General features: G+C 66.2%; 10 protein-coding genes. 5 read left to right on the plus strand and 5 right to left on the minus strand.

What is annotated here, in order from left to right:
* Positions 1-466, plus strand: a 466-nt coding sequence (locus VFH65_RS14295; protein ID WP_353322344.1) for a hypothetical protein, incomplete at its 5' end; no start/stop codon positions are given.
* A gap of 7 nt (positions 467-473) precedes the next feature.
* On the opposite strand, the gene hsaB is transcribed toward VFH65_RS14295, so the two are convergent.
* The 4 genes from hsaB to hsaA are packed head-to-tail and all read right to left on the minus strand — an operon-like array spanning position 474 to position 4,013.
* Entirely contained in the window at positions 474-1,040 is a 567-nt protein-coding gene (gene hsaB, locus VFH65_RS14300) for a 3-hydroxy-9,10-secoandrosta-1,3,5(10)-triene-9,17-dione monooxygenase reductase subunit (protein ID WP_353322345.1), read from the minus strand.
* A 2-nt stretch (positions 1,041-1,042) separates the two neighbouring features.
* Positions 1,043-1,942 carry an iron-dependent extradiol dioxygenase HsaC gene (gene hsaC, locus VFH65_RS14305; RefSeq protein ID WP_353322346.1) on the minus strand — a complete coding sequence of 300 codons (900 nt, stop codon included), beginning with the start codon at positions 1,940-1,942 and terminating at the stop codon, positions 1,043-1,045.
* A 2-nt stretch (positions 1,943-1,944) separates the two neighbouring features.
* Positions 1,945-2,829 carry a 4,5:9,10-diseco-3-hydroxy-5,9,17-trioxoandrosta-1(10),2-diene-4-oate hydrolase gene (hsaD, locus tag VFH65_RS14310; RefSeq protein WP_353322347.1) on the minus strand — a complete coding sequence of 295 codons (885 nt, stop codon included), beginning with the start codon at positions 2,827-2,829 and terminating at the stop codon, positions 1,945-1,947.
* Positions 2,829-4,013, minus strand: a complete 1,185-nt coding sequence (gene hsaA, locus VFH65_RS14315) for a 3-hydroxy-9,10-secoandrosta-1,3,5(10)-triene-9,17-dione monooxygenase oxygenase subunit (protein WP_353322348.1) — start codon at positions 4,011-4,013, stop codon at positions 2,829-2,831. The genes hsaD and hsaA overlap by 1 nt, the downstream gene beginning before the upstream one ends.
* Before the next feature lie 147 nt (positions 4,014-4,160).
* On the opposite strand from hsaA, the gene VFH65_RS14320 reads away from it, so the two are divergent.
* Together VFH65_RS14320 and VFH65_RS14325 are read left to right on the plus strand one after the other, a co-directional pair.
* Complete coding sequence (locus tag VFH65_RS14320; RefSeq protein WP_353322349.1) at positions 4,161-5,228, plus strand: ferredoxin--NADP reductase; 1,068 nt, start codon at positions 4,161-4,163, stop codon at positions 5,226-5,228.
* Between the two features lie 39 nt (positions 5,229-5,267).
* Entirely contained in the window at positions 5,268-5,816 is a 549-nt protein-coding gene (locus tag VFH65_RS14325) for a hypothetical protein (RefSeq protein ID WP_353322350.1), read from the plus strand.
* 4 nt (positions 5,817-5,820) lie between these two features.
* Here VFH65_RS14325 and VFH65_RS14330 read toward each other — a convergent pair whose 3' ends face one another.
* Complete coding sequence (locus VFH65_RS14330) at positions 5,821-7,944, minus strand: acyl-CoA dehydrogenase (protein ID WP_353322351.1); 2,124 nt, start codon at positions 7,942-7,944, stop codon at positions 5,821-5,823.
* A 272-nt stretch (positions 7,945-8,216) separates the two neighbouring features.
* Here VFH65_RS14330 and kstR point away from each other — a divergent pair, with 272 nt between their 5' ends.
* Both kstR and otsB read left to right on the plus strand, forming a co-directional pair.
* Entirely contained in the window at positions 8,217-8,822 is a 606-nt protein-coding gene (gene kstR, locus VFH65_RS14335) for a cholesterol catabolism transcriptional regulator KstR (protein ID WP_353322353.1), read from the plus strand.
* A gap of 3 nt (positions 8,823-8,825) precedes the next feature.
* Positions 8,826-9,334: trehalose-phosphatase (gene otsB / locus VFH65_RS14340; RefSeq protein WP_353322352.1), on the plus strand; the 509-nt coding region annotated here is incomplete at its 3' end.

The raw sequence follows: 9,334 nt of genomic DNA on the forward strand, positions 1-9,334 counted from the left end.
CGGCGGCGACGGCGGCGGCGGCGGCTCATCACACGGAGACGGCATTGCCATCGGCGGCGACGGCGGCGACGGCGGTGACGGCGGCCAGGGCGCGCAGGGAGGCAACGGTGGCGCCGCCGGACAGGGCGGTATAGGCGGCAACGCCGGACTGCTCGGCGGCACCGGCGGCGCGGGCGGTAGCGGTGGCACCGGTGGCACCGGCGGTACGGGCGCCACGGGCGGCAACGGGGGCCGTGGAGGCGCTGCCAGCAGCGATTCCCTTGACACTGTTCTCGTTGGCGGCGGCTCCGGTCGAGACGGAGAGGGTGGCGCCGGCGGTGCAGGTGGCGCCGGCGGTGCAGGCGGCCAGGGCGGAGCGGGCGGTACCGGCAGCCTCGGAGGGGAATCAGGAGCCACCGGCTCTACGGGTACGGGCGGCAGCACCGGCGCAACCGGCACCCCAGGCGCAGACGGCGGAACTTCCTGACTTTGCGCTAGAGCCAGGTGTCGTCGGTGGTGGCGGTGAGGAACGCCTCCAGGTCGTCGCGCCAATGCGCGGGCGTGGTCTTGTCCGGCTCGATCCCCGTGTAATCACCGCGGTAGAACAGCAGCGGCCGCGGCTTCTTGTGAGGCACATCCGACAGCGAATGCACTGCGCCGAAGACCACGTAGTGGTCGCCGCCGTCATGCACCGAATCCACCGTGCAGTCGATGTGCGCCAGCGTGCCTTCGATGATCGGCGACCCCAGTTTCGAAGGGTTCCAATCGATTTCGGCGAACTTGTCCGGTTCCTTTGAGCCGAAGCGCGCCGACACGTCCTTCTGCTTCTCGTGCAGCACGTTCACACAGAACTTGCCACTGGACTCGATGGCCTGCCACGACCGCGACACCTTGGTCGGGCAGAACAGCACCAGTGGCGGATCCAATGACAGCGCCGCGAACGACTGGCATGCGAACCCTACCGGCGCGCCATCGTGCATGGTGGTGATGACCGTGATGCCAGTGCAGAACTGCCCGAGCACATTTCGGAATGTGCGCGGGTCCAACGACTCGGCGGCCACTATTACTTGAAGCCGACGCTGAAGTCGTGACCCCACAGGCTGACTGCGGTGCTCTCCCTTGCCACCCAGCCGTCGTCTTCGACCTCGAGTCCCTCACAACCGAATTCGATGTCGAAGCCACCAGGGGTCTTCATGTAGAACGACAGCATCTTGTCGTTGACGTGGCGGCCAAGGGTCGCCGACATCGGCACCTTGCGGCGCAGCGCGCGGTCCAGGCACAGGCCGACGTCATCGGCCTCTCCCACCTCCATCATGAGATGGACGATGCCGCTTGGTGTCTCACCCGGCATGAAGGCCAGGCTGTGATGACGCGGGTTCACGCCGAAGAAGCGCAGCCACGCCGGAGGCCCGTCGGCGGGCCTGCCTACGAGTTGCGGTGGCAGCCGCATCGAGTCGCGCAGCTTGAAGCCGAGCACGTCGCGGTAGAAGTGCAATGACTCCATGTCGTCGCGGGTGGTCAGCACGACGTGGCCGAGGCCCTGCTCCTCGGTGACGAACTTGTGACCGTACGGACTCACGACCCGGCGGTGTTCGAGGGCGGCGCCGTGGAACACCTCGAGGGTGTTGCCGGACGGGTCGTCGAACCTGATCATCTCGTCAACGCGGCGTTCGGCCAACTCGGCCGCTGAAGCTTCTTTGTAGGGCGTGCCCTCAACGTCGAGCCGATTGCGAATGTCCTGCAGTCCCGCGGCATTCGCAGTCTCCCAGCCGGAAACCTGCAGCCGGTCATGCTCACCTGGGACGATGACCAGGCGGGCAGGGAACTCGTCCATCCGCAGGTATAGCGCACCGTCGGTGAGCCCCTTGCCCTCGACCATTCCGAGGACCTTGAGGCCGTACTCGCGCCAGGCGGCGACGTCTGTCGACTCGATGCGCAGATAGCCCAGTGACCGGATGCTCATCATCAGCCTCCCAGGAAATCAATCGTCAGCTTGTTGAACTCGTCGAACTTCTCCAGCTGCGCCCAGTGACCACACTGCCCGAAGACGTGCAACTGCATCTTCGGTATCTGCTTGAGCGCCACCAACGCGCCGTCGAGCGGGTTGACCCGATCTTCGCGACCCCAGATGAGAAGTACCCGTTGGCGCAGCTTGTACACCTCGCGCCACATCATTCCGAGCTCGAAGTCGGGGCCCGCGAACGACTTTCCCATCGCCCGGGTGGCGGCCAACGATTCGGGCGTGCTGGCGATCGCGAAGCGCTCGTCGATCAGCTCGGGGGTGATCAGATTCTGGTCGAACACCATGATCCGGAGGAACTTCTCCAGATTCTCCCGCGTCGGCTCGACGGAGAACTTGCCGAGCAGCTTGACACCCTCGGTGGGGTCGGGTGCGAACAGATTCACCGAGAGCCCGCCAGGGCCCATCAGCACCAGCCGGCCTGCCCGCCTGCCATTGTCCAACGCGAACCGGACCGCGGTGCCGCCGCCGAGCGAATTGCCAACCAGGTCAGCGCTTTCGATGCCGAGATGGTCGAACAGGTTGAGCAGGGCGGTGGCGCTGTAGCGGTTGTACTGCTCGTGCTCGGTGTGCTTGTCCGAATGTCCGTAGCCCGGCTGGTCAACGGCCAGCACGTGAAAGTGCTTGGCCAATACCGATATATTGCGCCCGAAGTTCGACCAGCTCGACGCACCGGGGCCGCCGCCGTGCAGCAGCACGACGGTCTTGTCGTTGCCGACGCCGGCCTCGTGGTAGTGCAGCCGCATGTCATCGCGAACCTGCGCATAGCGGGACGTCGACTCGAAGGTGATCTCTTGCTGTTGAGCGGTTTCGGCGGCGAAAGACGTCATCAGACCATTGTGTCCTGAGGCGGAAGACCGAACTCGTTGTTACCGAAGATCAGGTAGGCGCGTTCCGGATCGTTGGCGGCATGCACGCGGCCTGCGTGCGCGTCGCGCCAGAACCGTTGCACCGGAGCATCGTTGTTCAGCGCGGTGGCGCCGGAGGCTTCGAAGAGCCGGTCGATGGACGAGATGGCCCTGCCGGTGGCACGGACCTGGTCGCGACGGGCGCGGGCCCGCAGCTCGAACGGAATCTCCTTGTCCGCCTTCAGCAGCTCGTACTCGTCGCCGACGTTGCCGATCAATTGGCGCCACGCGGCGTCGATGTCACTGGCGGCTTCGGCGATGCGGACCTTCGCGAACGGGTCGTCCTTGGCCTTCTCGCCCGCGAACGCCGCACGCACCCGCTTGCCCTGATGCTCGACGTGCGCGTCGTAGGCGCCGTACGCCATACCGACAATCGGCGCAGAGATGGTGGTGGGATGCACTGTGCCCCACGGCATCTTGTAGACCGGCGCGGTGTTCGTCTGCAGCCCGCCCGCGGTGCGATCGTTCATCGACTTGTACGACAGGAACCGGTGCCTCGGCACGAACACGTCCTTGACCACGACGGTGTTGCTGCCGGTACCGCGCAGGCCGACCACGTGCCACACGTCGTCGATCTTGTACTCGGTGCGCGGGATCAGGAAGCTGCCGAAGTCGACGGGCCTGCCGTCCTTGATGACCGGGCCGCCGAGGAAGGCCCAGGTGGCGTGGTCACAACCCGACGACCAGTTCCACGATCCGCTGACGAGGTAACCGCCGTCGACCACGGTGCCCGCACCCATCGGCGCGTACGACGACGAGATCCGCACGGACGGATCCTCGCCCCAGACTTCTTCCTGGGCCTGCTGATCGAACAGCGCAAGGTGCCAGTTGTGGACACCGATGATCGAGCTGACCCAGCCGGTGGAGCCGCACGCGGTGGCGATCCTGCGCACCGCTTCGTAGAAGACGGTCGGGTCGCACTGCAGGCCGCCCCACTGCTCGGGCTGCAGCAGCTTGAAGAAGCCCACCTCGTCGAGTTCGCTGACGGTCTCATCGGGGAGGCGGCGCAGATCTTCGGTTGCCTGCGCGCGCTTCGCGATCAACGGCAGTAGATCGTCGATGCCGGCTAGGACCGACTGCACGTCACGCTGTTCAATGGACGTCACTGCTTTGCCTCCCGGGTATACGGACCTGAAAAGAGATTAGAACACGTTACGATTTGTGTCGAGCAGCGCATTCCTGCAGCAGCTGGACCTGGGCACATGCATTTCTGTAACCTGTTCTAGTTATCACCGACGAAAGGGTACGCGATCGTGACCGACGAGCCGCTCGGTAGCCATGTGCTCGAGCTGCAGGTGGCCGCCGTCGTGGAGGAGACCGAGGACGCGCGCTCGTTGGTGTTCACCGTGCCTGACGGAGCCGAAATCCCAGCCGAACGACTTCGCTACGCGCCCGGTCAGTTCCTGACGCTGCGCGTGCCGAGCGACCGGACCGGCTCGGTCGCCCGCTGCTACTCGCTGTGCAGCTCACCGTTCACCGGCGACCCGATGACCGTCACCGTCAAGCGCACCGCGGACGGATACGCGTCGAACTGGCTGTGCGACCACGCTCACGCCGGCATGAAAATGCACGTGCTCGCTCCGTCGGGCACCTTCGTCCCCAAGACACTCGAAGCCGACTTCCTGCTGATGGCCGCGGGTAGCGGCATCACGCCGATGCTCGCGATCTGTAAGTCGGCGCTCGCCGAAGGCAGCGGCAAGGTGGTTCTGATCTACGCCAACCGCGACGAGAACTCGGTGATTTTCAGCGGCGCGCTGCGCGAGCTCGCTGCCAAGTACCCCGACCGGCTCACCGTCGTGCACTGGCTGGAGACCGTGCAGGGGCTTCCGAGCGCCGCGGCGTTGGCCGGCCTGGCCGCGCCGTACAGCGGGCACGACGCATACATCTGCGGCCCGGGGCCGTTCATGGCGGCCGCCGAGGAGGCGCTGAAGAATTCGGGCTTGCCAGCCGAGCGCATCCACATCGAGGTGTTCAAGTCGTTGGAGTCGGATCCGTTCGCGAGAGTCGTCATTGCGGCCGATGACTCAGACGACAGCGACGAGGGGCCGGCCACCGCGATCGTCACGCTCGACGGGGAGAAGCACGAAATCCGCTGGCCGCGCAACGCCAACCTGCTCGACGTGCTGCTCGACAAAGGTCTGGACGCTCCATTCTCCTGCCGCGAAGGCCATTGCGGTGCGTGCGCGGTGCTCAAGAAGAGCGGCGACGTCGAGATGGACATCAACGATGTGCTCGAACAGCAGGATCTCGACGAGGGCCTGATCCTCGGTTGCCAGGCCAAGCCGCGATCCGATTCGGTGGAAGTCACCTACGACGAATAACGCGCGGGCTACCATTCGCCGCACTGGAGGGAAGCAATTGTGACCAAGCGGTTGGCCGGCATTCTCGCGGCGATCTCGGCGACGTGGTTGACGCTCGCACTCGTCACACCGATGCCCATGTCGTCGGCGGCTGTAGACACGGGTGATGCGTCGATCCCAGTCGATCCGGTGACCACACTCGAGATGCATGTCACCGCCAATTGCATTGCGGCCGAAGGTAATTGCCTGTGGAACACGGCTGCGAACCTGCGTACTCCAGAAGGCGTGACCGGATTCCCCGGCGATCTGTATGCCCGCCAGACGACGACGGTGCGCACCATGGACCGCAGCGTCTGGGTGGAATCAGACTTCGACGCGCCAAACACTCGTCTGTTCAAGGCCATGACCTCGGTCGAATTGTCGACCGTCTACTTCGGAGGCGGACCTCCGGAGAAGTTCACGTTGCGCGGCAACACCTGGCCCACCGATTGGCGCACCGGAGGACGAAGAACAGACGTCCCGCTGATCGTGTGCAGCCACATCCAGGTTGTCTACGCGGGCGTGAACGTCACCTCGCCGGACGCCTGCGCGCAGGCGAGTTTCAGCTAGCTAACTAGCGGGGCAGGCCAAGTAGCCGCTCGCCTGCCAGCGTCAGCAGGATCTGCTCGGTGCCGCCCGCGATGGTGAGGCAGCGGGTGTTGAGGAAGTCGTGGACGGTCTTGTTCTCGACGACGCCCGCACCCTCGGAGAGCTCCATCCGCAATTCGGACAATGCCTGCCGATACCGCACACCGATCAGCTTGCGCGTGCTGGCCTGCGGGCCGGGATCCTGACCGCCGACCGCCAGCTCGGCGATTTTTTGGTCCAGAAGCGAACCCACCTGGGCCGACACGATCAGTGCACCCAGCTGGTCCTGCCCTGCCGCGTCGAGATCGAGGTCGGCCACCGTGCGCAACAGCTCTTCCATCGGGTTGCCGAGCGCGGTGCCGTGCGCCATCGCGACGCGCTCGTTCGCGAGCGTCGTGCGGGCGAGCCGCCAGCCGTCGTTGACCTGTCCGACGACCATCTCGTCGGGCACGAAGACGTCGTCGAAAAACACCTCGTTAAACAGGTTGTCGCCGGTGATCTCGCGCAGCGGCCTGATCTCGAGGCCCGGTGAGGACATGTCGACGAGGAAGTACGTGATGCCCTTGTGCTTAGGCGCGTCCGGGTCCGTACGAGCAAGGCAGACGCCCCACGCCGCCTTGTGCGCGGCTGACGTCCACACCTTCTGACCGGTGAGCTTCCAACCGCCTTCGGCGCGAACTGCTTTGGTGCGCAGTGACGCAAGGTCCGAGCCCGCCCCCGGCTCAGAGAACAGCTGACACCAGATGAACTCGCCGCGCAGCGTGGCCGGCACGAACTGCTCGACCTGCTCGCGGCTGCCGTGCTCGAGAATCGTTGGGACGGCCCACCATCCGATCACCAGATCCGGACGCGTCACGCCGGCCGCCGCCAACTCCTGGTCGATCAGCAACTGCTCGGCGGGTCCGGCCTCCCTGCCGTACGGCCGCGGCCAGTGCGGTGCCAGAAGTCCGGCGTCGGCCAGTGCGATTTGCTGCTTCTCGGCGGGAAGTGCGGCGACTTCGGCCACGGCAGAAGCGATTTCGGGCCGAAGGTGTTCCACCGAATCCAGAGCGATGTGCAGGTTCCTGCGAACGCTCTGCTGTGTCAGCGTCGCGACCCGGCGCAGCCAGCGCGGTCCGCCACCGAGGAAGTGTGCGATCCCGTACGCCCGGCGCAGATACAGATGTGCGTCGTGCTCCCAGGTGATGCCGATGCCGCCGAGCACCTGGATGCAGTCCTTGGCGTTCGCCCTAGCGGCGTCGATGCCGGCCGAGGCGGCGACCGCGGCGGCGATGGACAGCTGTCGCTCGTCGGGGTCCGCTACGGCCCTTGCGGCGTCGGCGGCGGCAACGGAGGCCTGCTCTGAGCGCAGCAGCATCTCGGCGCACATGTGTTTGATCGCCTGGAAGCTGCCGATCGGCTTGCCGAACTGCTCGCGCACCTTCGCGTACTCGGTGGCGGTCGTAAGCAGCCAGCGGGCCAGCCCGGCGGCCTCGGCGGCCAGCACCGTCGCCGCCAGATCGGCGACCCGTTGCGCGGATACAGGCAGGGCCTCCGCGGGCGCGGAGTCGAGGACGACGCGTGCCAGCGGGCACGAGAAGTCGGTGGCCTTGAGCGGCTCGACGGAGACGCCGTCGGCGGCCGCGTCGATCAGCAGGAACGTCTCACCTGCGGGCAGCAGCAGCACGCCGGAAGCGTCGGCGCCAAGGACATACTCGGCGGTGCCGGACGCCCTGCCACCGTCGTAGCGCAGGTCGGCGGCCAGTGCGACGCCCGCGGTGCGCTCGCCGGATGCCAAGGACTCAAGAAGATCGGAATGCGATTCCCCGATGACGAGGGTGGCCAGTGCGGTGGTGGCAACCGGGCCGGGCACCAGGGCGGCAGCGGCCTCGTCGACCATCGCGCTCAGGTCCTCCACCGTGCCGCCGGCGCCGCCGTGCTCCTCGGCAATTGCGACGCCGAAAATCCCCAGTTGGGCCAGGCTCGCGTAGGGCGCCCGCCACGCATCGGGCTGGCCCTGTTCCACGTCTCTCGCGGCCGCGACGGCGCCAGAGCTCGCGGCCCAGCTGCGGATCAGTTCGCGTACGGCAAACTGCTCCGCGGCGATGGTCCCCGGGGGTGATACCGACACCGTGACTCCTAGCGTTTGGGTGAGAAAAGCGTGCGCCTCACTAGAACGTGTTCTAATAGTGCCAGCGTTCGACCGTCAAGTCGACCGTCGTTACAGCAGGACACATCGGTGTCGTAACGGGCGCGGAGGTGAGAAATCAGCGATCGGCATGCGTATCGTTTTCACCGAGAGCGCAAGATGAAGGAGCTGCCTGCCGCATGTCCGCGACGTCGATGCCAGCACACACCAACCCGCCGTCCGGGTCAGACTCTCGACCGCGCCAGGTGATGAACGTGGCCGTACTCACCGAGTCCGAACTCGGTTCCGAAGCCCAGCGTGAGCGCCGTAAGCGCATTCTCGACGCCACCCTGGCCATCGCGTCAAAGGGCGGCTACGAGGCAGTTCAGATGCGCGCCGTTGCCGAACGCGCCGACGTCGCGGTCGGCACGCTGTACCGCTACTTCCCGTCGAAGGTGCACCTGCTCGTGTCCGCTCTCGGCAGGGAGTTCGAGCGCATCGATGCCAAGACCGATCGCGCGTCGCTGGCCGGCGGAACCCCGTACCAGCGGCTGAATCTGATGGTCGGCAAGCTCAACCGGGCGATGCAACGCAATCCCCTGCTGACCGAGGCCATGACCCGGGCATTCGTATTCGCCGACGCCTCGGCCGCCGGTGAGGTTGATCACGTCGGCAAGCTGATGGATTCGATGTTCGCGCGCGCGATGAGTGACGGCGAGCCGACCGAGGATCAGTACCACATCGCAAGGGTGATCTCGGACGTGTGGCTGTCCAACCTGCTGGCCTGGCTTACCCGGCGGGCCTCGGCGACCGACGTCAGCAAGCGTCTGGATCTCGCCGTGCGGCTGCTGATCGGCGACGGGGAGCACCCTAAGATCTGACCGGTGGGCTTACCGGCTGATCTGACGAAAGCGCTCGCCTCGGCCGCACAGACGCCGCGGCTGCTGGTCACCTCCGACTTCGACGGCACGCTTGCGCCGATCGTCAACAACCCAGCCGACGCCCGGCCGCTCGCCGATGCGGCCGCCGCGCTCGTCGGATTGGCCGACCTGCCGTCGACCGCTGCCGCCTTGATCTCCGGGCGCGCGCTGGACACCCTTCGCTCGCTGTCGTCGATGCCCGACTCCGTTCACCTGGTCGGCAGCCACGGCGCCGAGTTCACCTCCGGCTTCTCCCACGACATCGACGAATCGATGCTGAGCACGATCTTCGACACGCTGAACGCGATCGCCGCCGAACGTCAAGGCGTCACCGTCGAACTCAAACCGGCCAGTGTGGCGCTGCACGTCCGCAATGCCGGTCCCGCGGATGCCGAGGCCGCGTTGATCCAGGCCCGCGACGCGTCGCGGACGTGGGACGCCGAGCTGACCGAAGGCAAGGCGGTGCTGGAGTT

This window comes from Mycobacterium sp. (genome assembly GCF_035697385.1).
GTDB lineage: Bacteria > Actinomycetota > Actinomycetes > Mycobacteriales > Mycobacteriaceae > Mycobacterium.

Bases quoted from the DNA above. Each gene is read 5' to 3' on its own strand.
- hsaC (WP_353322346.1), bottom strand. From the start codon at position 1,942: ATGAGCATCCGGTCACTGGGCTATCTGCGCATCGAGTCGACAGACGTC.
- hsaD (WP_353322347.1), bottom strand. From the start codon at position 2,829: ATGACGTCTTTCGCCGCCGAAACCGCTCAACAGCAAGAGATCACCTTC.